Annotated in this window: 20 protein-coding genes; 15 read left to right on the top strand and 5 right to left on the bottom strand. The window is 60.7% G+C overall.

The window, feature by feature from the left end; all coding sequences use genetic code 11:
• Positions 1-123 precede the first annotated feature (123 nt).
• The 5 genes from ribF (at position 124) to ispH (ending at position 6,008) form a co-directional block, all read left to right on the top strand.
• Positions 124-1,062 carry a bifunctional riboflavin kinase/FAD synthetase gene (gene ribF, locus AB4O45_RS09065; RefSeq protein WP_016773125.1) on the top strand — a complete coding sequence of 313 codons (939 nt, stop codon included), beginning with the start codon at positions 124-126 and terminating at the stop codon, positions 1,060-1,062.
• A gap of 13 nt (positions 1,063-1,075) precedes the next feature.
• Positions 1,076-3,907: an isoleucine--tRNA ligase gene (gene ileS, locus AB4O45_RS09060; protein WP_056790497.1), complete on the top strand. Its 2,832-nt coding sequence runs from the start codon at positions 1,076-1,078 to the stop codon at positions 3,905-3,907.
• The gene (lspA, locus tag AB4O45_RS09055) at positions 3,900-4,412 is read left to right on the top strand and encodes a signal peptidase II (protein ID WP_150742253.1); all 513 of its coding nucleotides are present in this window, start codon (positions 3,900-3,902) and stop codon (positions 4,410-4,412) included. Before ileS ends, lspA begins: the two co-directional genes overlap by 8 nt.
• Positions 4,405-4,857 (top strand): FKBP-type peptidyl-prolyl cis-trans isomerase, encoded by a 453-nt coding sequence (gene fkpB, locus AB4O45_RS09050; protein ID WP_122698534.1) that lies wholly within the window; start codon positions 4,405-4,407, stop codon positions 4,855-4,857. Before lspA ends, fkpB begins: the two co-directional genes overlap by 8 nt.
• Before the next feature lie 206 nt (positions 4,858-5,063).
• Complete coding sequence (gene ispH / locus AB4O45_RS09045) at positions 5,064-6,008, top strand: 4-hydroxy-3-methylbut-2-enyl diphosphate reductase (protein ID WP_016773129.1); 945 nt, start codon at positions 5,064-5,066, stop codon at positions 6,006-6,008.
• Here the strand turns inward: ispH and AB4O45_RS09040 are convergent.
• Entirely contained in the window at positions 5,965-6,534 is a 570-nt protein-coding gene (locus AB4O45_RS09040; protein WP_095181845.1) for a GspH/FimT family pseudopilin, read from the bottom strand. The genes ispH and AB4O45_RS09040 overlap by 44 nt on opposite strands.
• 130 nt (positions 6,535-6,664) lie before the next feature.
• Here AB4O45_RS09040 and AB4O45_RS09035 point away from each other — a divergent pair, with 130 nt between their 5' ends.
• Genes AB4O45_RS09035 through thiO form a run of 7 tightly spaced genes read left to right on the top strand, consistent with a single transcriptional unit; the run spans position 6,665 to position 13,435 of the window.
• Entirely contained in the window at positions 6,665-7,138 is a 474-nt protein-coding gene (locus AB4O45_RS09035; protein WP_041477800.1) for a GspH/FimT family pseudopilin, read from the top strand.
• Positions 7,135-7,584: a type IV pilus modification protein PilV gene (gene pilV / locus AB4O45_RS09030; RefSeq protein ID WP_024014356.1), complete on the top strand. Its 450-nt coding sequence runs from the start codon at positions 7,135-7,137 to the stop codon at positions 7,582-7,584. Before AB4O45_RS09035 ends, pilV begins: the two co-directional genes overlap by 4 nt.
• Positions 7,581-8,294, top strand: coding sequence for a PilW family protein (locus AB4O45_RS09025; RefSeq protein ID WP_460161324.1), 714 nt, complete (start codon positions 7,581-7,583; stop codon positions 8,292-8,294). Before pilV ends, AB4O45_RS09025 begins: the two co-directional genes overlap by 4 nt.
• 10 nt (positions 8,295-8,304) lie before the next feature.
• Positions 8,305-8,784, top strand: a complete 480-nt coding sequence (locus AB4O45_RS09020; protein ID WP_460161323.1) for a pilus assembly PilX family protein — start codon at positions 8,305-8,307, stop codon at positions 8,782-8,784.
• Entirely contained in the window at positions 8,771-11,860 is a 3,090-nt protein-coding gene (locus AB4O45_RS09015) for a pilus assembly protein (protein WP_460161322.1), read from the top strand. The genes AB4O45_RS09020 and AB4O45_RS09015 overlap by 14 nt, the downstream gene beginning before the upstream one ends.
• Positions 11,861-11,875: 15 nt before the next feature.
• A complete protein-coding gene (locus tag AB4O45_RS09010; RefSeq protein ID WP_041477804.1) occupies positions 11,876-12,277 on the top strand; it encodes a type IV pilin protein in 402 nt (133 codons plus the stop codon).
• Positions 12,278-12,334: 57 nt separating this feature from the next.
• The gene (gene thiO, locus AB4O45_RS09005) at positions 12,335-13,435 is read left to right on the top strand and encodes a glycine oxidase ThiO (RefSeq protein WP_315435470.1); all 1,101 of its coding nucleotides are present in this window, start codon (positions 12,335-12,337) and stop codon (positions 13,433-13,435) included.
• Between the two features lie 92 nt (positions 13,436-13,527).
• Here the strand turns inward: thiO and AB4O45_RS09000 are convergent, their stop codons facing one another.
• From AB4O45_RS09000 to AB4O45_RS08985, 4 genes are all read right to left on the bottom strand, one after another.
• A complete protein-coding gene (locus tag AB4O45_RS09000) occupies positions 13,528-14,874 on the bottom strand; it encodes a sigma-54-dependent transcriptional regulator (RefSeq protein ID WP_460161321.1) in 1,347 nt (448 codons plus the stop codon).
• Entirely contained in the window at positions 14,871-16,460 is a 1,590-nt protein-coding gene (locus AB4O45_RS08995) for a sensor histidine kinase (protein WP_460161320.1), read from the bottom strand. The genes AB4O45_RS09000 and AB4O45_RS08995 overlap by 4 nt, the downstream gene beginning before the upstream one ends.
• A complete protein-coding gene (locus tag AB4O45_RS08990; protein ID WP_056790465.1) occupies positions 16,450-16,683 on the bottom strand; it encodes a PP0621 family protein in 234 nt (77 codons plus the stop codon). The genes AB4O45_RS08995 and AB4O45_RS08990 overlap by 11 nt, the downstream gene beginning before the upstream one ends.
• Positions 16,684-16,810: 127 nt before the next feature.
• Entirely contained in the window at positions 16,811-17,827 is a 1,017-nt protein-coding gene (locus AB4O45_RS08985; protein ID WP_056790462.1) for an outer membrane protein assembly factor BamD, read from the bottom strand.
• Positions 17,828-17,978: 151 nt separating this feature from the next.
• On the opposite strand from AB4O45_RS08985, the gene rluD reads away from it, so the two are divergent.
• The 3 genes from rluD (at position 17,979) to clpB (ending at position 22,355) form a co-directional block, all read left to right on the top strand.
• Positions 17,979-18,941 (top strand): 23S rRNA pseudouridine(1911/1915/1917) synthase RluD, encoded by a 963-nt coding sequence (gene rluD, locus AB4O45_RS08980; protein ID WP_016773140.1) that lies wholly within the window; start codon positions 17,979-17,981, stop codon positions 18,939-18,941.
• Complete coding sequence (gene pgeF / locus AB4O45_RS08975) at positions 18,938-19,660, top strand: peptidoglycan editing factor PgeF (protein WP_310220195.1); 723 nt, start codon at positions 18,938-18,940, stop codon at positions 19,658-19,660. Before rluD ends, pgeF begins: the two co-directional genes overlap by 4 nt.
• A 130-nt stretch (positions 19,661-19,790) precedes the next feature.
• Positions 19,791-22,355: an ATP-dependent chaperone ClpB gene (gene clpB / locus AB4O45_RS08970; protein ID WP_056790458.1), complete on the top strand. Its 2,565-nt coding sequence runs from the start codon at positions 19,791-19,793 to the stop codon at positions 22,353-22,355.
• The last annotated feature ends 155 nt before the right edge of the window (positions 22,356-22,510 follow it).

Here is a 22,510-nt window from a genome sequence, read left to right as displayed (position 1 = left end):
AGCCTTCATGAGCAGGCATGGGCCGGCGGTTTTGTCGGCTCGTTCACTTTGCGTTACGGTGTTGCCTGTCGTCGGCCGTCGGGTGTGGTTATAATCGACCACTTTATGAGCAAGAAGCGCGTTATGCAGCTGGTTCGAGGCCTCCACAACTTGCGCCCCCAGCATCGGGGCTGCGTCGCCACTATTGGCAACTTTGACGGTGTTCACCGTGGTCACCAGGCTATCCTGGCCCGGCTGCGTGAGCGTGCGCTCGAGTTGGGCGTACCCAGCTGCGTGGTGATTTTCGAGCCGCAGCCGCGGGAGTTCTTTGCTCCCGACACCGCACCGGCACGTCTGGCGCGGTTGCGCGACAAGCTGCAGTTACTGGCCGCTGAAGGCGTCGACCGGGTCTTGTGCCTGGCTTTCAACCAACGGCTGAGCAAGCTCAGCGCCAGTGAGTTCGTCGATACCATTCTGGTCGATGGCCTTGGCGTGCAGCATCTGGAGGTCGGTGATGATTTCCGTTTCGGTTGCGACCGCCTCGGCGATTTCGATTTTCTGATGCAGGCCGGGCAGGTTCACGGTTTCACCGTCGAAGCGGCGCAAACCGTCGAGCTGGACGGCATTCGCGTCAGCAGCACGCAGGTGCGCAACGCCTTGGCTGCGGCCGATTTTGCCTTGGCCGAACGCTTGCTCGGCCGTCCGTACCGCATCGCCGGTCGCGTGCTGCATGGGCAGAAACTGGCCCGGCAACTGGGCACGCCCACTGCCAACATTCAACTCAAGCGTCGTCGCGTGCCGTTCACCGGGGTCTATCTGGTGAATGTCGATATCGACGGCAAGACCTGGCCCGGCGTCGCCAATATCGGCGTGCGCCCCACGGTGCAAGGAGATGGCAAAGCCCACCTCGAGGTCCATCTGTTAGATTTTGCCGGCGATCTGTATGACCGGCGTTTGACGGTGGTTTTCCACCAAAAGCTGCGTGAAGAGCAGCGCTTCGCCTCTCTGGAGGCATTGAAAACGGCGATCAATGCGGATGTCGCCACCGCCCGTGCACTAGCCGCACCTAGCGCCCATCGCTAATGAAGAGCCTTAAATGACCGACTATAAAGCCACGCTAAACCTTCCGGACACCGCCTTCCCAATGAAGGCCGGCCTGCCACAGCGCGAACCGCAGATCCTGCAGCGCTGGGACAGTATTGGCCTGTACGGAAAGTTGCGCGAGATTGGCAAGGATCGTCCGAAGTTCGTCCTGCACGACGGCCCTCCGTACGCCAACGGCACGATCCACATCGGTCACGCACTGAACAAGATTCTCAAGGACATGATCATCCGCTCGAAAACCCTGTCGGGTTTCGATGCGCCGTATGTCCCGGGCTGGGATTGCCACGGCCTGCCGATCGAGCACAAGGTGGAAGTGACCCACGGCAAGAACCTCGGCGCGGATAAGACCCGCGAGCTGTGCCGTGCCTACGCCACCGAGCAGATCGAAGGGCAGAAGTCCGAGTTCATCCGTCTCGGCGTGCTGGGGGACTTCGCCAACCCGTACAAGACCATGGATTTCAAGAACGAGGCCGGTGAAATCCGCGCCCTCGCCGAAATCGTCAAGGGTGGTTTTGTCTTCAAGGGCCTCAAGCCGGTGAACTGGTGTTTCGATTGCGGTTCGGCTTTGGCTGAAGCGGAAGTCGAGTACGAGAACAAGAAGTCCTCGACCATCGACGTTGCGTTCCCGATCGCCGACGAAGCCAAACTGGCTGCGGCCTTCGGTCTCGCGTCGCTGAGCAAACCTGCTGCGATCGTGATCTGGACCACCACCCCGTGGACCATCCCGGCCAACCAGGCGCTGAACGTGCACCCTGAATTCAACTACGCCCTGGTCGATATCGGCGACAAGCTGCTGGTGCTGGCTGAAGAGCTGGTCGAAGCCTGCCTGGCGCGCTATGGCGTGGAAGGTTCGGTCATCGCCACCACCACCGGTAAAGAGCTGGAGCTGATCAACTTCCGTCACCCGTTCTACGATCGTCTGTCGCCGGTGTACCTGGCTGACTACGTCGAACTGGGCGCAGGCACCGGCGTGGTTCACTCCGCCCCCGCTTACGGCGTGGACGACTTCGTGACCTGCAAGAAATACGGCATGGTCAACGATGACATCCTCAACCCGGTGCAGAGCAACGGCGTATACGTGCCGTCGCTGGAATTCTTCGGCGGCCAGTTCATCTGGAAGGCCAACCCGGCTATCGTCGAAAAACTGACTGAAGTCGGTGCGCTGATGCACACCACCGTCATCGAACACAGCTACATGCACTGCTGGCGCCACAAGACCCCGCTGATCTACCGCGCTACTGCGCAGTGGTTCATCGGCATGGACAAGGAGCCAACCAGCGGCGACACCCTGCGCGTGCGCTCGCTCAAAGCCATCGAAGACACCAAGTTCGTTCCGGCCTGGGGCCAGGCGCGTCTGCATTCGATGATCGCCAACCGTCCGGACTGGTGCATCTCGCGTCAGCGCAACTGGGGCGTGCCGATCCCGTTCTTCCTCAACAAGGAAAGCGGCGAGCTGCACCCGCGTACCGTCGAGCTGATGGAAGAAGTCGCCAAACGCGTTGAAGTCGAAGGCATCGAAGCCTGGTTCAAACTCGACGCCGCCGAACTGCTGGGCGATGAAGCGCCGCAATACGACAAGATCAGCGACACCCTCGACGTCTGGTTCGACTCCGGCACCACGCACTGGCACGTTCTGCGCGGTTCGCACCCGATGGGCCACGAGAGCGGCCCGCGTGCCGACCTCTACCTGGAAGGTTCCGACCAGCACCGTGGCTGGTTCCACTCCTCGTTGCTGACCGGTTGCGCCATCGACAACCACGCGCCGTACCGCGAACTGCTGACGCACGGCTTCACCGTGGACGAGTCCGGCCGCAAGATGTCCAAGTCGCTGAAAAACGTGATTGAGCCGAAGAAGATCAACGATACGCTGGGCGCCGACATCATGCGTCTTTGGGTCGCGTCGACCGACTACTCTGGCGAAATCGCTGTGTCGGATCAGATCCTGACCCGCAGCGCCGATGCCTATCGTCGTATCCGTAACACCGCGCGCTTCCTGCTTTCCAACCTGACCGGTTTCAACCCGGCCACCGACCTGCTGCCGGCCGAAGACATGCTGGCGCTGGATCGCTGGGCGGTGGATCGTACGCTGTTGCTGCAACGCGAGTTGCAAGAGCACTACGGCGAATACCGTTTCTGGAACGTGTACTCGAAGATCCACAACTTCTGCGTGCAGGAGCTGGGCGGTTTCTACCTCGACATCATCAAGGACCGCCAGTACACCACCGGTGCCGACAGCAAGGCCCGTCGCTCGTGCCAGACCGCGCTGTTCCACATCTCTGAAGCGCTGGTGCGCTGGATCGCGCCGATCCTCGCCTTCACTGCCGACGAGCTGTGGCAATACCTGCCGGGCGAGCGTAACGAGTCGGTCATGCTCAACACCTGGTACGAAGGCCTGACCGAGCTGCCGGAAGGCTTCGAGCTGGGTCGCGCCTACTGGGATCGCATCATGGAAGTGAAAGTCGCGGTCAACAAAGAGATGGAAATCCAGCGTGCGGCGAAAGCCGTCGGTGGCAACCTGCAGGCCGAAGTGACGCTGTTTGCCGAAGAGGCGCTGAGCGCCGATCTGGCCAAGCTGAGCAACGAGCTGCGCTTTGTCCTGATCACCTCGACTGCCAGCGTCGCGCCATTCGTTCAGGCTCCGGCCGATGCAGTGGCCACCGAAGTCAGCGGTCTGAAACTGAAGATCGTCAAATCGGCGTTCCCGAAATGCGCGCGGTGCTGGCATTGCCGCGAAGACGTCGGCGTGAACCCGGAGCATCCGGAAATCTGCGGTCGTTGCGTCGACAACATCAGCGGTGCTGGCGAGGTTCGTCACTATGCCTGATGCCATTGGCCGTTTCGGACGGCTGAGCTGGCTGTGGTTGAGCCTGCTGGTCCTGGTCATTGACCAGGCCAGCAAGTTCTACTTCGAAGCCAGGCTCGAAATGTTCCAGCAGATCGTGATCATTCCCGATCTGTTCAGCTGGACGCTGGCCTACAACACCGGCGCTGCGTTCAGCTTCCTCGCCGACAGCTCCGGCTGGCAGCGCTGGCTGTTTGCGCTGATCGCCATTGCCGTCAGTGCCGTGCTGGTGGTCTGGCTCAAGCGTTTGGGGCGCAACGACACCTGGCTGGCCGTCGCCCTGGCACTGGTGCTGGGTGGTGCGCTGGGCAACCTGTATGACCGCATCGCCTTGGGCCATGTGATCGACTTCATTCTGGTGCACTGGCAGAACCGCTGGTATTTCCCGGCGTTCAACATTGCCGACAGCGCGATCACCGTAGGCGCGATCATGCTGGCACTGGACATGTTCAAATCGAAGAAAACCGAAGAGGCCGCTCATGACTGAACCGCTATCGACTGAGCAACGCATCGGCCAGAACACCGAAGTCACCCTGCACTTTGCCTTGCGCCTGGAAAACGGTGACACCGTCGACAGTACCTTCGACAAGGCCCCGGCGACGTTCAAGGTCGGCGATGGCAACCTGCTGCCGGGCTTCGAAGCCGCACTGTTCGGCTTCAAGGCCGGCGACAAGCGCACCCTGACCGTCGAGCCGGAAAACGCTTTCGGTCAGCCGAACCCGCAGAACGTGCAGACCATCCCGCGTTCGCAGTTCAACGACATGGAGTTGTCACCGGGTCTGCTGGTGATCTTCAACGATGCGGCCAATACTGAATTGCCAGGTGTGGTGAAGGAATTCGATGACACGCAAGTGACCGTCGACTTCAACCACCCGCTGGCCGGCAAGACGCTGACCTTTGACGTGGAAATCATTTCCGTCAAAGCGATCTAAAAATGCAGGAGTGAGCTTCTGTGGCGAGGGGATTCATCCCCGCTGGGGTGCGAAGCGCCCCCAGACCAGTCAACGGATTCTGAGATAAGTCCGTTGAAGGTCTGCGACTGCTACGCAGCCGAGCGGGGATGATTCCCCTCGCCACAACAAGCAGGTCTCCACAGTCTGTTTTCCATTGTTTTCGCGCGCAAGACACGAGGCACAGCATGCAAATCAAACTCGCCAACCCCCGTGGCTTCTGCGCCGGTGTGGACCGGGCGATCGAAATCGTCAACCGCGCCCTGGAGGTCTTCGGGCCGCCGATCTATGTGCGTCATGAAGTGGTGCACAACAAGTTCGTCGTCGAAGACCTGCGCAGCCGTGGCGCGATTTTCGTCGAAGAGCTCGATCAGGTGCCCGATGACGTGATCGTCATCTTCAGCGCCCACGGTGTTTCCCAAGCCGTGCGCAACGAAGCTGCAGGTCGTGGCCTGAAAGTCTTCGATGCAACCTGCCCGCTGGTGACCAAGGTGCACATCGAGGTCGCCAAATACAGCCGCGACGGTCGCGAGTGCATCCTGATCGGCCACGCCGGTCACCCGGAAGTTGAAGGCACCATGGGCCAGTACGATGCCAGCAACGGCGGCGCGATCTACCTCGTCGAAGACGAAAAGGACGTGGCCGCATTGCAGGTGCGCGATCCGGAAAGACTCGCCTTCGTCACCCAGACAACCTTGTCGATGGACGATACCAGCCGTGTGATCGATGCCCTGCGCACGCGCTTCCCGGCCATCGGTGGTCCGCGCAAGGACGACATCTGCTACGCCACACAAAACCGCCAGGACGCCGTCAAGCAACTGGCCGACGAGTGCGACGTGGTACTGGTGGTCGGCAGCCCGAACAGCTCCAACTCCAATCGCCTGCGCGAATTGGCTGAGCGCATGGCGACTCCGGCGTACCTGATCGACGGTGCCGAGGACCTGCAACAGAGCTGGTTCGACGGCGTCGAGCGCATTGGCATTACCGCTGGCGCGTCCGCACCGGAAGTGCTGGTCCGGGGCGTGATCCAGCAATTGCAGGCCTGGGGCGCGACCGGTGCCGACGAGCTGGCTGGCCGTGAGGAGAACATCACGTTCTCGATGCCGAAAGAGCTGCGCGTCCGTTCGATCTGACGCTTCTGCCTTTGTCGCACAGCGCCTGTTCGGTCTCCTGACTGCCCAGGCGCACGCGACCGGTCGCCGCCAGCACGATCTGCCGCTGGCTGACCGGCTCGCGCGGCGAGCAGACGTGTATTGTCCCCGCCTGAAATCGCCGTCCCGGCATCAGCGGCTGTCCCAGATGACTGAACCGCACGTAGCGGCTCACCCACCAGTTGCCGACAATCGCCACCTTCGCCTCACTGGCGCGTTCAACCAGCAGCGGATTGCTGCTGTCCTCCGGCCCCTTGCCGCTAAGATCCAGAATGATTCGCCAACCCTGACTCCAGTCGCCGTCAATGCCATGGATCACCACACTTTGATTGTGGGTCATAGCCAGGGTGCGAGCGTGGCGGATGCCCTCGAGCAGCGACTGCGCTGCGTGGTCGCGCTGAGTCGCTTGCTTGAGCGCGGCGAACGCCGGGCTGACCAGCAGCAGAACAATTGCGCCAATCGCCAGTCCCATAAGCAGTTCAATCAGGCTGAAACCGTGTTGCGGCATGAAAAATCCCTCCGTGGAATGGTATGAGCAGCGCAATCCGTGCGCCGCGCAGGGCAAATCAGTCGGCGCGTGCCGAGCGAATGTTCTAGCGTGTAAAAGCAGGTATAGCCGACGGCAACGGAGGGCACCGATGGATCTTCGTACAAAAGGTTTCACGCTGGTCGAGTTGCTGGTCGCCATTGCGGTGTTCCTGATACTGATCACGCTGGCGGTGCCGGCCTTTACCCGTACGATCCAGAGCAGCAAGGCAGATACCGAAGTCGGCGACTTGCAGCGGGCAATCAATTTCGCTCGCCTCGAGGCAATCAATCGCGGCGTGACCACGCGTCTGCGTCCGACCGCCGGCGGCAGTGTGTGGACCGGTGAGCTGGCGGTCTACGACAGTACTGGCAATCCGGCCAATGTGTTGCGGGTTGTTCCAGCAATGAGCAGTGGCGCGACTCTGACGCTACCCTCAGGAGTGACCGCACTGGATTTCAACAACCTCGGCGGTCTGGCGGCACCGTCGACGGCGGTGGTCATCGGTTACACGCTGGGCACGCAAAGCAGGACGCTGAACGTGTGTTTGAACGGACGCATTCAACTGGGTGGAAATTGCGGATGAGGGCAGGGAGCAAAAACGCACAGGAGGGCATGACGCTGATCGAAGTGCTGGTCGCGTTGCTGATTCTGACCGTCGGGCTGTTGGGCGCAGCGGCGGTGCAGCTCAATGCGCTGAAGTACACCGACAGTTCGCGGATGACCAGTCAGGCCAGTTTCATCGCCTATGACATGATGGATCGCATCCGCGCCAATTCCGGCGCCAACTACACCGTCACGCCACCGACCTCGGGCAATCTGAGTAATGCGCGGGATCAGGATCTCTACGATTTCACCACCAACATCGCCAACTTCGGCGGCCCGACCGCGACGGGCAGCATCACCCTCAATCAGCGGGTCTACACCATCACCATTACCTGGAGCGATGCGCGCGCGGCCAACTCTGCCAGTGCCCAGCGCAGTTTCGTCCTGACCAGCCGGGCGGCGGTCGATCCGGTGGCCACACCATGAAGTACGCCAGCCGTGGTTTCGGCCTGATCGAGTTGCTGATTGCCCTGGCTTTGGGGTTGATCGTCGTACTCGGTGTGGTGCAGATTTTCATCGCCGCAAAAAACACCTACGTCAGCCAGAACAGCGCCGCAGCGATGCAGGAAGATGCGCGCTTCGTCCTCAGCAAAATGATTCAGGAAATCCGCATGGTCGGCATGTTCGGCTGCCTCGGCACCATCGTCGACTCCAGCTCAGCAGGGGATTTCAACACTGCGCAACTCATCCCGATCAGCTGGGATAACGCCAATCTCAAGCTGACCATGGTCACCGCCGATGTCGGCAGCGGCGGGGGAACGCCGACCTGGACGGTGATTTCCGACTGTCGCAACAGCGCGGTCGCCTACAGCGGATTGCGCAGCCCGACCATGGGGCAGATCGCGTTCCCGATCCGGCGCCTGATCTACAGCTTCAGCAATAACCAGATCCTCATGGGCACTGGCAGCGGCAATCCGGCGCAGCAAGTGCTGGTGAACAATGTCAGCGCCTTCAACGTCACCTTCGGCCTGGCCAGCTCGGCAACCGACGTCGCAGCCTCAACCTACAGCAGCAACCCTGGCGATCCCGCGCGCATCCGCAGCGTGCGCCTGAGCCTGACCCTCACCGACCCGAACAATCGGGTGCGCAATCAAACCTTCAACGTGGTTGCGGCATTGCGCAACCGCTTGCCATGAGGGGGCGGCGATGAGGATTTCCTTGCAACAACGTCAGGCCCAGCGCGGCATGGTCCTGTTGGTGAGCCTGGTGTTTCTGCTGTTGCTCACATTGATCGGTTTGTCCTCGATGCAGAGCGCCAACCTGCAAGAGAAAATGGCCGGCAGCGTCAGCTTGCGCAATCAATCGTTTCAGGCGGCCGAAGCGGCATTGCGTATCGGCGAAAGTGCGGTGCAGCTGGACAGTTACTCGTTGGCGGTGTGCAGCGGCACGAACCAATGTCTGCCGCCGGCGGAGTCGTCAGTGGTCAGCTCGGCCGGCTTCAATTCGACCTCCGGGGTGACCTGGATCGCCGCCGGTAATGGCTTTTATGGCGTGCAGAACGTCGGCACAACCCTGACGGCGGTGAACGTGCCGAGTAACACTTCGGCGACGTTGTATCGAGTCACTGCGGTCGGCATCGCCGGCAATTCGCGTAGCGTGGTGGAGAGTGTCTATGCGAAGTATTGAGCGCGGCGTGTCGCTGCTGATCGGCATGCTCCTGAGTTGTTACCTGGCGGCACCGGCCTGGGCTTTCACGCCTTCCGATTCGCCATTGCTGAGCGCGGCTGCGGTGGCGCCAAACGTGATGCTGCTGATCGACGACTCCGGCAGTATGAACAGCATCATCTACGCCGCCGGATTCGACCCGAACGTCAACCGCACTCCCGCCCGGCAGTGCAATGCCTTCCTCGGCTTGTGCTCTGCACTCAATGCGCCGCAGATTACCGGCGACACGGTGTTTCTATCGAGCCTGCCGACTTCCGGGTGCTCGGGAGGCGCCTATGCGTTCTACAACAACAGCGTGGCGCCGTTGTGCCTGAAACTGCCCGATCCTGTAGGAAACGAGAACACTCGGTATTCCGCCGATTACATTTCCTACATAGTCAGCCTGGCCAACAGCAACGGCACCCGCGACTTCACCACGGGGGCGATTCCCAACGATTACCGGATGAACGTGGCGCGCAACGTTTCCACCGCACTGGTGAGCAGCAACCGCACCTTGCGCATGGGCCTGTCGACATTCAATCCGGCCACCAGCAGCAACCCGGGCAACGGCGGTTTCATCGCTCGCTCGATCACCGATTTGTCACCCGTCGCGGGCAGCGTCACCCAGGCCCAGGCAGACACCAACTACAACGCGCTGATCTCATCGATCAACGGCTTGAACGCCGTGGCCAACACGCCGTTGGCCGAGAGCTACTACGAAGTCACGCGCTACATGCGTGGCTTGGCGCCTTACTACAACGGCACACCGGCGAGCTATACCAGTCCGATTCAATACCGCTGCCAGAAAAACTACGGCGTGGTGATTACCGATGGCTTGCCGACCTATGACCGTACCTTCCCGACCAACGATCCGCTGGGAGGCAGTCGGCTACCGAACTGGGATGGCGTGAATAACGATGGCGACAACCTCAACGGTGACGGCGAAGGTGACACTCTGTATCTGGATGACATCGCCAAATTCGCCTTCGACATCGACATGCGTTCGACCGGCACCGACGCAGCAGGCAAGAGCTGGAACGCGGTGGATTTTCCCCGGCAGAACATGAACACCTACACCGTGGGTTTCGCTGCGGATAACGACATGTTGTCCGACGCCGCCAGTTACGGGCAGGGCAGGTATTACCAGGCGACCGACAGCTCCGGGCTCAATGCGGCGTTATCGTCGGCATTGAGCGATATCACTTCCAAGGCCGGCTCCGGTGGTGCCGGTGTTGCCAGCAGCAGTACATTGACCAGTGGCAGCAGTTTTTACCAGACAACCTACGATCCCAAGGATTGGCGCGGCACGATCAGGTCGTTCGGCTTTACCTCGACCGGCACGGTAAATACCTCGGCGGCGCAATGGTCGACCGACACCACCATCGTGCCCTCTGCCACAGCGCCGACTTTCCAGTCATGGAACACCTTGAGCAACACGCCCATTGCCCTGGCACTCCTCAACTTTTCCCCGGCGCAGCAGACTACGCTGAATCAGGGGTTGCCCGCCGGAATCAACGGCAATGATCTGGTGGAGTGGAGCAAAGGGACCAACAGGGCCGGGCTCAAAGTTCGCAGTGCGCTGTTGGGCGACATCATTAATTCGCCGCTGGTGCTCGCCTCGCCTTCGGACAAGACCGCATCCGATCTGACGGGTGACAGCAGTTACACCAACTACCTGACGACCAAGGCTGCGAACATGAACACCAGTCTGGTGGTGAACGCCAACGACGGTTTCGTCAACGTGATCAATTCGGCGAACGGCACCCGCCGTTATGCCTATATGCCCTCCAGCGTGCTGCCTTCCCTGCGACTGATCGCGGACACCAACTACGTCAACGGCGTCAGCCACAAATTTCTGGTGGATGGTCAGGTCGGCGTGTTCGATGCGCAGGCCGGTACCACCTGGAAAACCCTGGCCATTGGCGGAACGGGGGCCGGCGGCAAAACCTTCTATGGGCTGCAACTGTTCGATGCCTCGGCAGGCAACGTGATCAAGGCACTGTGGGAAGTCAGTGCGCCGGCCACGGCCAACACGGCGAATGCGTTCAATGATCTGGGTTACGCCTATGCCAGGCCGGAAGTGGCACGCTTGGCCAATGGTCGCTGGGCGACATTCATCGCCAATGGTTACGGCAGCAATTCGGGGGTTGCAGCGTTGTATGTGCTGGATGCGCTGGATGGTTCGCTGATCAGGAAAATCGTCATCGACAGCACGGAAACCACTAACGGTCTGTCTTCGGTAAAACTCAGGGTCAATTCCTCGAACGTAGTGCAGGCTGCCTACGCTGGTGACCTGAAGGGGCGTATGTGGAAATTCGACTTGAGCGCACCCGGGGCAGAAAGCTGGGGCGTGGCGTTTGCCGGCAAGCCATTGTTCACCGCCCCGGGCGGGGCAACGCAGCCGATCACCGCGCAACCGCTGCTGGCGGATAATCCGCAGGGCGGCAAGCAGGTGTTCTTTGGCACCGGCAAGTTCAACGAGACTGCCGACAAGACCAACAAGGATCTGCAGGCGTTCTATTCAATCTGGGATGCAGAGGGTGGGGCCGGCCAAATCACCGTTAGCAGTTTGCAAGCGCAGGCGATTACCGGCTCGTTCTCCGGCAGTTCCGGGCAGTTTCTGACCACCAGCCAGAATGAAACGACGTATCCGGCAGAGAAAGGGTGGTATCTGCCGCTGGTGTACAACAACGTGCTGACCGGCGAGCGCGTGATCAATCAGGCCAGTATTGTGTTGGGACGAGTTGTTTTCACCACTGCCAGCGTCGATACCACCGACCCTTGTTCGAGTTTTGGTACGGGCCGACTGGTCGAACTCGATGCGTTCAACGGTAAGATGCTCAACTACGCCGTGATCGACACCACCGGTGACCGTTTGGTCGACAGCAACGATACGATATCCAGTGGCGTGATTTTTACCGGCGGCATTCCGACCCTGAACTTCATCTCGGCTAACGGCGAGCGCAAGGGCACGACTGACACCAGCGGCGCGGTCACGGTCATTGTGGAAAAAGGTGGCGGCGGCAGCCGTCGTATCATGTGGCGACAAATCCAGTAAGCGAGAATTTGAGGCATGCGCAGATCCAGCCGAGGTTTTACCCTGATCGAGATCATGATCGTCATCGCGATTATCGGGATCATCCTCACCATCAGCATTCCCAGCTACAACGAATACGTGAAGAAGGGCCGTCGCGCCGAAGTGGTCTCGCTGCTCTCGGAGCAGGCGCAGACCCTCGAACGCTTCTACACCCGCAACAATGTCTACACCGGCGTCACCGGGCTGAGCCCGGGCAATGATTTCTACACCATCACCCCGACGCTGACCGACCAGACCTTTGTGCTGACCGCGGTGCGTAAAACCGGCTCGGCCATGGCCACCGACAAATGCGGGGATTTCACTCTGACCAACACCGGCGTGCGAAGCATGAACAACGCGACTACCGGTGTGACCGCCAAGGATTGCTGGGGCCGCTGACGCATTCTTTTTCGGGCGCCTTTTGCGCCCACTGTCTTTTTTACGGTTGGATCAAACATGACCAGGCAACAGCAAGTAGTGATTGTCGGCGGCGGGGTGATTGGCCTGCTCACTGCCTACAATCTCGCCTCCGAAGTGCGCAGCGTGGTGCTGCTGGATCGCTCGAATGTCGGCCAGGAATCGTCCTGGGCTGGCGGCGGCATCGTCTCGCCGTTATACCCGTGGCGCTACAGTCCGGCAGTCACCGCGCTGGCGCATTGGTCGCAGGATTTTTATCCACAGCTCGGCGAGCGCTTGTTTGCTGACACTGGCGTTGATCCTGAAGTGCACACCACTGGTCTGTATTGGTTGGATCTGGACGATGAAGCCGCAGCCATGGCCTGGGCCGCGCGGGAAAATCGGCCGCTGCGGGCTGTGGATATCTCGGCGGCACATGACGCGGTGCCGGTGCTCGGCAGCGGTTTCAGCCGAGCGATCTACATGGCCGATGTCGCCAATGTGCGCAATCCACGGCTGGTCAAATCGCTGAAGGCCGCGTTGCTCGGGCTGCCGAATGTGACGATTCATGAGCAATGCGAAGTCAGTGGCTTCGTCCGCGAGGGTGAGCGCGTGGTCGGCGTGCAGACTCCGACGGGCGTGATCAACGGCGATCAGATTGTGCTGACGGCGGGGGCGTGGAGCGGCGATCTGCTCAAGACGCTGAACCTGACGCTGTCGGTCGAACCGGTCAAAGGCCAGATGATTCTCTACAAGTGCGCGGCTGATTTCCTGCCGAGCATGGTGCTGGCCAAGGGGCGTTATGCGATTCCGCGTCGCGACGGTCACATTCTGATCGGCAGCACGCTGGAACACGAGGGCTACGACAAGACCCCCACCGATGTCGCGCTGCAAAGCCTCAAGGCCTCGGCCATCGAGTTGTTACCAGCGTTGGCGAATGCCGAGGTGGTCGGGCACTGGGCCGGGCTGCGGCCGGGGTCGCCGGAAGGCATTCCGTTTATTGGCCGGGTGCCGGGGTTCGAGGGGTTGTGGCTGAACTGCGGGCATTACCGCAACGGGCTGGTGTTGGCGCCGGCGTCGTGTCAGTTGTTTGCTGACGTGATGCTGGGGCGGGCGCCGATTATTGATCCGGCGCCGTATGCGCCTGAGGGCCGGATTTAGTCAGAGGCTGGTAGACCGCCTTCGCGAGCAGGCTCGCTCCCACAGGAATACTCATTCCAAATGTGGGAGCGAGCCTGCTCGCGAAGGGGCCTTCAATCCAGTCCCAATTTCTTCAGCCGATAGCGCATCGACCTGAACGACAGACTCAACCGCTGCGCCGCTGCCGTGCGGTTCCAGCGGGTTTCCTCCAGCGCCTGCAGAATCAGTTTCCTCTCGACGCTCTCCAGATAATCCTCGAGATTGTCGATCTGTGTCAGATCGGCCATCGCCCCATCCGCCGTGCAATTGCCTTCGCTCAAACGCAGATCCTGCGCTTCGATCGTGCGGTTTTCACACAGGGTGTGCGCGCGTTCGAGAACATTCTCCAGTTCGCGCACGTTGCCGGGAAAGCGATAGTTCTTCAGCGCCACCAGCGCTTGCGGGTGCAGGCGCGCTTCGGGTTGTCCGGTGTCTTTGGCCAAGCGCTTGAGTACGTGCATGGCAAGCGCCTCGATGTCGTCGCGGCGTTCGCGCAGGGAAGGCACGCGCAGTTCGATGACGTTGAGCCGGTAATACAGATCCTGGCGGAAGCGTTCGGCCGAAACTTCGGCTTCAAGGTCTTTGTGCGTGGCGCAAAGGATACGCACGTCGACCACCGTTTCCTGCTGGCCGCCGACGCTGCGCACGGCTTTTTCCTGAATTGCCCGCAGCAGTTTCACTTGCATCGACAGTGGCAGATCGGCGACTTCATCGAGAAACAGAGTGCCGCCATGGGCCGCCTGGAATAGCCCCGGCTTGTCTTCGACGGCACCGGTGAAGCTGCCTTTGCGGTGGCCGAAAAATTCGCTTTCCATCAGTTCCGACGGAATTGCCCCGCAGTTCACCGGCACAAACGGCTGGCTGGCGCGCGGGCCTTGTTCGTGAATCAGACGCGCGACCAGTTCTTTGCCGCTGCCGGATTCACCACTGATGTACACCGGCGCCTGACTGCGTGCGAGCTTGTCGATCTGCTTGCGCAGATTGGCCATCGGCGGCGAATCGCCCAGCAAGCGTCGCTCGATTGCCGTGCTCAAGCCGCCCGCTGTCGGCAAGCGCAGCGCCGAGCTGACCAGTTCGCGCAGGCGCGGCAGCTCCACCGGTTTGGTGAGGAAATCGAACGCCCCGGCCTTCAATGCATTGATGGCCGTTTCCAGGCTTCCGTACGCAGTGATCATCGCCACCGGCAGGTGTGGATCGCGTTGCTGAATGTGTTGCACCAGCTCCAGCCCGGTGCCGTCGGGCAGGCGCATGTCGGTCAGGCACAGGTCAAAGTGCTCGCGCTGCAACAGCGCCTGAGCCTCGCCCAGATTGCGTGCGCTGAAGGTCTCGAGTTTCATCCGTCCCAGGGTGATTTCCAGGAGCTCGCGGATATCCGGTTCGTCGTCGACGATTAGAATTTTTTGCCGTGGGCTTGTATTCAACTTTGTTTCCGTCCGTGAGCAAAAGTGATGCAAAAGCAGCAGCCGCCTTGGCGTGATTTGAAGTCTAGGCGTGCCTGGTTGCTTTCGCACAGCTCACGGGACAGATAAAGGCCAAGACCGGTGCCCTGGCTGCTCGTAGTGAAGAACGGCTCAAACAGATGCGCCTGTTCATCGGCCGACACGCCGGGGCCGTTGTCCTGCACTTCGAGCACTGCCAATTGGCTGTCGGGGTCGACGAACAGTGCCAGCCAGACGTCGGCCTGCTCGTGCAGTTGGGCACTGTGACGCCAGGCGTTGCGGATCAGATTGTCGAGAATCTGCCGCAGCTGGTTGGGGTCCATCAGTGTGGTGAAATCGCCGGAATTGATTCGCAGATGAATGTGCTGGCGTTCGGTGGCCTGCTCGCGGGTTTCGCCGACGAAGTCTTCCAGCCACGGCTTGAGGTCCAGCCGTTGCGGCGCGCTTTGCTGGCGGCGGGACAGTTGCAGGACGTTTTCGATGACTCGGTTCATGCGCTGGGAGTGGTCTTGAATAATCTGCGTCAGACGTCGATCTGCGCTATCGAGTTCCTCGGACTCGGCCAACAGCTGCGCGGCATGACTGATCGCGCCCAGTGGATTGCGAATTTCATGGGAGATGCCGGCGGTCAAACGCCCGAGCGCAGCGAGCTTGAGTTGCTGGGCTTGTTGGGTGATTTGCGCCAGGTCTTCGAGAAACACCAGTGTCTGCTGGTTCGGACTCTGCTCGAGAGCGATGAAGCTGGGTTGCAGCTCAAGGCCATTGCCGGGGATTTTCAGGCTCTGCGGGCGCAAGGTCGGGTTGTTGCGCCACAGTTGCAGGCGCTCGACGAGTGCTGGCGAATATTCGTCGATCAAATGACCTTGCAGGTGACTATGGCCGAGCAGACTCTGTGCACTGTGATTGGCCAGTTGCACCCGGCGTTGTTCGTCGAGCACCAGAATCCCCGTGCGCATGCGTTGTAGGATCAACGCGTTCAGCGCCTCTAGGCTGACCACTTCGCTGGCGCGTTGTTCGGCCAGGTTCTCGCTGACTTCGAGGCGACGAATCAGCCCTTGCACCAGCAGTGAGGCGGCGAAGCACAGCGCGCCGAGGGTGCCGGCTTGCAGGTACGCGTTGGCGCTCAAGGGGCGGCTGAGCCCCAGCAGAAAACTCAGGCCGACAATGCCGATCGCCGCAATGGCGGCAATCAGCAGGCCGATGCGTCGGCGCAGCAGGGTGTTGCTGATCGCCACCGAGACCACCAGCAAATTGCCCAGCGCACTGGCCACGCCGCCGGCCGCGTAGAACAGGCCGCACAACAGCAGCACATCGACAAGCGCCAGGGTGAACAACTGCGCCGGGCGCCGGGTGTTTTCAAGGAACACCACCAGCAGCATATTGATGATCAGGTACAGCCAGCTGCCACCGCGCAGCAGATCGTCGTTGGCCGACGTCAGCAGGCGGTTGTCCATGTTGCTGGAGATCAGCAACACCAGAGTGATGCCGACACTTAAACGGTAGAGGTGATAAAGGCGCAGCAGACGCTGCGCCTGTTTCTGGTCGGCGTTGACGGCCTCAGCGACCACTGGCGCCCGGGCCTTGCTCGAGATGAGCCTGGCTGCAATACCACAGTTGCTGGTTGCCCAGCGCGCGGTCGCGCGGCAGGTGCACGCCGCAGTGGGCGCAACGCACCATCGGCGGCGCGTCCTGTTCGCGCGGCGATCGGGCGGACGAGGCGGGGGCCTTGAATTTGCGCCAGAGCCAGATGGCGGCGAAGATCAGGGCAATCCAGAACAATAAACGAAGCATGATGAGCGGCTTTTCGACTGATGATCCGGCAGTTTAGCCAAGGACCCGATCAGCGCACAGCCTATTAAAGCGCGGCAATAAAAAAGGGAGATCCGCAGATCTCCCTTTTTTCGTACAGCCGGTGTGATCAGTCGAACACGCCGAAGGTCATGTAGCTGAACCACGAGCGGTCGGTGTCGCTGGATTCCGGTTCTGGCTCTTCGATCACGTCGCCGTTCTCGTCTTTAGGCTTGAGCTCGTTCGGGATCGCATCTTTCGCGTCCTGGAACTGCTTCTGCACGTCCTGGTTGGCGCGGGTTTCGCCCGGCGGCAGCGGTGGACGCGATTCGATCAGGCCCAAAGTCGCTTTGCTCAGGAACGAACGGTTGTCAGCTTCGGCTACGCGTGGCACGAACTGGCCATCCTCCAGGCTCGGGTGGTCCGGGTAGTTGAGCTTCAGGGTTTCCAGGCTGGTGGCCGCCAGATCGTCGAGGTGCAGACGCTGGTAGGCTTCGGTCATCACCGCCAGGCCGTCGCCGACCGATGGGGTTTCCTGGAAGTTCTCCACGACGTACTTGCCACGGTTGGCAGCGGCTACATAAGCCTGACGGGTCAGGTAGTAGTCAGCGACGTGGATTTCGTAGGCGGCCAACAGGTTGCGCAGATAGATCATGCGCTGCTTGGCGTCCGGCGCGTAGCGGCTGTTCGGGTAGCGGCTGGTCAGCTGCGCGAACTCGTTGTACGAGTCGCGGGCGGCGCCCGGGTCACGCTTGGTCATGTCCAGCGGCAGGAAGCGCGCCAGCAGGCCGACGTCCTGGTCGAACGAAGTCAGACCCTTGAGGTAGTACGCGTAATCCACGTTCGGATGCTGCGGATGCAAACGAATGAATCGCTCGGCGGCAGACTTTGCAGCTTCCGGCTCGGCGTTCTTGTAGTTGGCGTAGATCAACTCCAGCTGAGCCTGATCGGCGTAGCGACCGAACGGATAACGCGACTCCAGAGCCTTCAGCTTGGCTGTGGCGCTGGTGTAGCTGTTGTTGTCCAGGTCAGTCTGAGCCTGCTGATACAGCTCGGCTTCGCTGAGGTTTTCGTCTACGACTTCCTTCGATGAGCAAGCAGCGGTCAATGCGAGGATGGCGATCAGCAGCAGGTGTTTCACTTGCATGGCGGCTTGCGTCCCTATGACGGCCGCTGTCTTGGGCGGGGCCGTCCTGTTATGATGAGCGCCCCGTTGAAAAGCCTCGGGGCAAAAGACGCCGTATTTAACCACAAGCGCGCAGCCGAAACCAAAGGCTGTGCCGACGCCCAGTCCGAGCATGTCCGATAAAATTGAACTTCGCGCAGAGGTGCCGTCCGAATTGGGCGGCCAACGCCTCGATCAAGTCGCCGCCCAACTCTTCGCTGAGCACTCACGCTCGCGCCTTTCCGCCTGGATCAAAGAAGGTCGCCTGACTGTGGACGGGGCGGTGATCCGCCCGCGCGACATTGTGCATGGCGGTGCCGTCCTTGAGCTGACTGCCGAGCAGGAAGCCCAGGGCGAGTGGATCGCCCAGGACATCGAGCTCGACATCGTCTATGAAGACGACGACATCCTGGTGATCAACAAGCCTGCGGGCCTGGTGGTGCACCCGGCCGCCGGTCACGCCGATGGCACCCTGCTCAACGCTTTGTTGCACCATGTGCCGGACATCATCAATGTCCCGCGCGCCGGTATCGTGCATCGTCTGGACAAGGACACCACCGGTCTGATGGTGGTGGCCAAGACCATTCAGGCGCAGACCAAGCTGGTCGCACAATTGCAGAGCCGCAGCGTCAGCCGTATCTACGAGTGCATCGTGATCGGCGTGGTCACCGCCGGCGGCAAGATCAATGCGCCGATCGGTCGTCACGGCCAGCAACGCCAGCGCATGGCAGTGATGGAAGGCGGCAAGCCTGCCGTCAGCCATTATCGCGTGCTCGAGCGTTTCCGTTCGCACACCCACGTGCGGGTGAAACTGGAAACCGGTCGGACCCACCAGATCCGCGTGCACATGGCGCACATCAACTTCCCGTTGGTCGGCGATCCGGCGTACGGCGGGCGTTTCCGCATTCCGCCTGCGGCCAACCCGACCATGGTGGAATCGCTCAAGCACTTCCCGCGTCAGGCGCTGCACGCGCGCTTCCTTGAACTCGATCACCCGACGAGCGGTGAGCGCATGAGCTGGGAATCGCCGCTGCCGGAAGATTTCGTCTGGCTGCTGACCCTGCTCAAGCAGGATCGCGAGGCCTTCGTCGGATGAACTGGCTGACGCCGGACTGGCCTGCGCCGGCCAGCGTCAGGGCCTGTGTCACCACCCGCGAGGGTGGTGTCAGCGAGGCGCCGTTCGACAGCCTGAATCTGGGCGATCATGTCGATGATCGTCCGCAGGACGTCGCTGAGAACCGTCGACGCTTGACCGATCACTTCTCCATACAGCCTGCCTGGTTGCAGCAAGTGCACGGGATCACCGTTGCCCATGCTGATCCGGGCATCGTTGCGACTGCAGATGCCAGTTGGACGGCAACGCCGGGTATTGCCTGTGCGGCGATGACGGCAGACTGTTTGCCGGCATTGTTCTGCGATCGTGCCGGCACGCGTGTCGCGGCCGCTCATGCCGGTTGGCGTGGTCTGGCGGCGGGTGTGCTTGAGGCAACTCTCGACAGCCTCGATGTTCCTGCTGACGAGGTACTGGTCTGGCTCGGCCCGGCCATTGGCCCCAAAGCCTTTGAAGTCGGTCCGGAAGTACGGGAAGTCTTCATCAATCAACTGCCTGAAGCAGCAGAAGCGTTCGTACCGAGCAACAATGCCGGCAAGTTCATGGCTGATATCTATCTGCTGGCGCGCCTGCGTCTGGCTGAACGGGGTGTCACGGCTGTTTATGGTGGCGGTTTCTGCACCGTGACCGATCCGCGCTTCTTCTCCTATCGCCGTGCGTCGCGCACCGGTCGTTTCGCCTCCCTTGTTTGGCTCACCCGCTAAACTCTCTGATCTGCATCAACTCTCCGACGCTTGAATCTCCCAGAATCGACCGCATCTACAGTGGTATCTGGCAGGTTTCTTTATTCAGGATGGTTTCTTAGGTCCGGCCTGCTCAAAAGGAAGGTGACCCATGCGTATTGACCGTTTAACCAGCAAATTACAGTTGGCCCTGTCCGACGCCCAGTCGTTGGCGGTTGGCCACGATCATCCGGCCATCGAGCCGGCGCACTTGATGCAGGCCATGCTTGAACAGCAGGGCGGTTCGATCAAGCCGTTGCTGATGCAAGTAGGCTTCGACGTCAACAGCTTGCGTAAAGAGCTGACCAAAGAGCTCGATCAACTACCGAAAATCCAGAACCCGACCGGCGACGTCAACATGTCGCAGGATCTGGCGCGCCTGCTCAATCAGGCTGACCGTCTGGCTCAGCAGAAGGGCGACCAGTTCATTTCCAGCGAACTGGTGCTGCTCGCCGCGATGGACGAGAACAGCAAGCTCGGCAAGTTGCTGCTCGGCCAAGGCGTGAGCAAGAAAGCCCTGGAAAACGCGATCAACAACCTGCGTGGTGGCGAAGCGGTAAATGACGCCAACCACGAAGAGTCGCGGCAGGCGCTGGACAAGTACACCGTCGACCTGACCAAGCGCGCCGAAGAAGGCAAGCTTGATCCGGTGATCGGCCGTGACGACGAGATCCGCCGCACCATTCAGGTTCTGCAACGCCGTACCAAGAACAACCCGGTGCTGATCGGTGAACCTGGCGTGGGTAAAACCGCGATCGCCGAGGGGCTGGCGCAGCGCATCATCAACGGCGAAGTGCCGGACGGCCTCAAAGGCAAGCGCCTGCTGTCGCTGGACATGGGCGCGTTGATCGCCGGCGCCAAGTATCGCGGTGAGTTCGAAGAGCGCCTGAAATCGTTGCTCAACGAACTGTCGAAGCAGGAAGGGCAGATCATTCTGTTCATCGACGAACTGCACACCATGGTCGGCGCCGGTAAAGGCGAAGGCTCGATGGACGCTGGCAACATGCTCAAGCCTGCGCTGGCTCGCGGCGAGCTGCACTGCGTCGGCGCGACCACGCTCAATGAGTACCGCCAATATATAGAGAAGGACGCGGCGCTCGAGCGGCGTTTCCAGAAAGTTCTGGTGGACGAGCCGAGCGAAGAAGACACCATCGCGATTCTGCGTGGCCTCAAGGAGCGTTACGAGGTCCACCACAAGGTGGCGATCACCGACGGCGCGATCATCGCTGCGGCCAAGCTCAGCCATCGCTACATCACGGATCGACAGCTGCCGGACAAGGCCATCGACTTGATCGATGAGGCAGCCAGCCGTATCCGCATGGAGATCGACTCCAAACCGGAAGTGCTCGATCGTCTGGAGCGGCGCCTGATTCAGCTGAAGGTGGAATCCCAGGCGCTGAAGAAAGAAAGCGACGACGCGGCGAAGAAACGCCTGGAAAAACTCCAGGAAGAAATCGAGCGTCACGAGCGTGAGTATTCCGATCTGGAGGAAATCTGGAACTCGGAGAAAGCCGAGGTGCAGGGTTCTGCGCAGATTCAGCAGAAGATCGAACAGTCGCGCCAGGAACTGGAAGCCGCGCGCCGTAAAGGCGACCTGAATCGCATGGCCGAGTTGCAATACGGGGTGATCCCCGATCTGGAACGCAGCCTGCAGATGGTCGACCAGCACGGCAAGAGCGAAAACCAGTTGCTGCGCAGCAAGGTGACTGAAGAAGAGATTGCCGAAGTCGTGTCGAAGTGGACCGGCATCCCGGTGTCGAAAATGCTCGAAGGCGAGCGCGACAAGCTGATGAAAATGGAGAGCCTGTTGCACAAACGGGTAATCGGTCAGGAAGAAGCGGTCGTGGCTGTGGCCAATGCCGTGCGGCGTTCCCGCGCCGGACTGTCCGACCCGAATCGTCCGAGCGGCTCGTTCATGTTCCTCGGCCCGACCGGTGTCGGTAAAACCGAGCTGTGCAAGGCGCTGGCCGAATTCCTTTTCGATACTGAAGAGGCGATGGTGCGGATCGACATGTCCGAGTTCATGGAGAAACATTCCGTGGCTCGTCTGATCGGTGCGCCACCAGGCTACGTCGGCTATGAAGAGGGCGGTTACCTGACCGAAGCGGTGCGTCGCAAGCCGTACTCGGTGATCCTCATGGACGAAGTCGAGAAGGCGCACCCGGATGTGTTCAACATCCTCCTGCAAGTGCTTGAGGATGGCCGTCTGACCGACAGTCACGGGCGTACGGTGGACTTCCGCAACACGGTGATCGTGATGACGTCCAACCTCGGGTCGATGCAGATCCAGGAACTGGTCGGTGATCGTGAGGCGCAGCGTGCTGCTGTGATGGACGCGCTGACCTCGCACTTCCGTCCTGAGTTCATCAACCGCGTTGACGAAGTGGTGATCTTCGAGCCGCTGGCGCGGGATCAGATCGCCGGCATTACCGAGATCCAGTTGGGCCGCCTGCGCAGCCGCCTGGCGGAGCGCGAGCTGAAGCTGGAGCTGAGCCCGGAGGCGATGGACAAGCTGATCGCCGTCGGTTACGACCCGGTGTATGGCGCACGTCCTTTGAAACGGGCGATCCAGCGCTGGATCGAAAACCCGCTGGCGCAGTTGATCCTGTCGGGTCATTTCATGCCGGGCGACACCGCCACCGGCAAGGTCGAGAACGACGAAATCGTTTTCGGCTAAGCCTCAGCGGCAATGAAACCGGGAAGGCCTCGCATTGCGAGGCCTTTTTTTCGCCAGGCTGTTGAACTCAAAGGAAAAGGCTTGTAAAGTGCGCCCCGCAGTCAGTCACCGGCAGCGTTTCAACCCACCGGGTTGGAATCTGAAATAAGTTGCAA

Source organism: Pseudomonas sp. S2_B10, assembly GCF_054668425.1.
Note: the sequence above shows the minus strand (reverse complement) of the source record. Positions and strands in the feature narration are given on the sequence as shown.